Raw genomic sequence first — 502 nt, 5'->3', positions numbered from 1 at the left:
CATTCTACGCCGGATGGCTTTTGACGTGACGCATCCTGATGCGCTTCATAGTGGAGAAGATGGTGCACCACGCAACAAGGCAGTAAAACGGTGATGCTAAGCTTGCGACAGGCGGCTGAACTGACAGGCAAGAGCAAGTCAACTCTTACACGTGCTATCAAGGCAGGTCGTCTTTCTGCCTCCCGCAACGCTGAGGGGATGTTTGCCATAGATCCTGCTGAGCTCGCACGTGCTTATCCCTTCGTGGCCCCGTCCGACGCAGAGCATGACGCACACCATGGTGCACCACGCAACAGTGAGACAGATGAAGCAGCAATCCTGCGCCTGCAGCTTTCTCTATTGATAGACGAGCGGGAGCGGGAACGAGCCATCGCAGAGCGCGAGCGCGAACAGTTAGCCGGAACTGTGGCTGACTTGCGAGTGCGACTGGATCGAGCCGAGCAGCGTATTACCGCGCTCATTAGCGATAATGCTTATAGGACGAAGCGTCCCTGGTGGAAGT

1 protein-coding gene is annotated in these 502 nt (G+C 56.4%); it reads left to right on the top strand.

Annotated elements, in window-relative coordinates; translation table 11 throughout:
* Nucleotides 1-90: 90 nt before the first annotated feature.
* Nucleotides 91-502, top strand: a 412-nt coding sequence (locus CK240_RS19110) for a MerR family transcriptional regulator (RefSeq protein WP_205957950.1), incomplete at its 3' end; no start/stop codon positions are given.

The organism is Paracoccus salipaludis, from assembly GCF_002287065.1.
Taxonomy (GTDB): Bacteria; Pseudomonadota; Alphaproteobacteria; order Rhodobacterales; family Rhodobacteraceae; genus Paracoccus; species Paracoccus salipaludis.
This window is presented reverse-complemented; position numbering and strand designations above follow the sequence as displayed.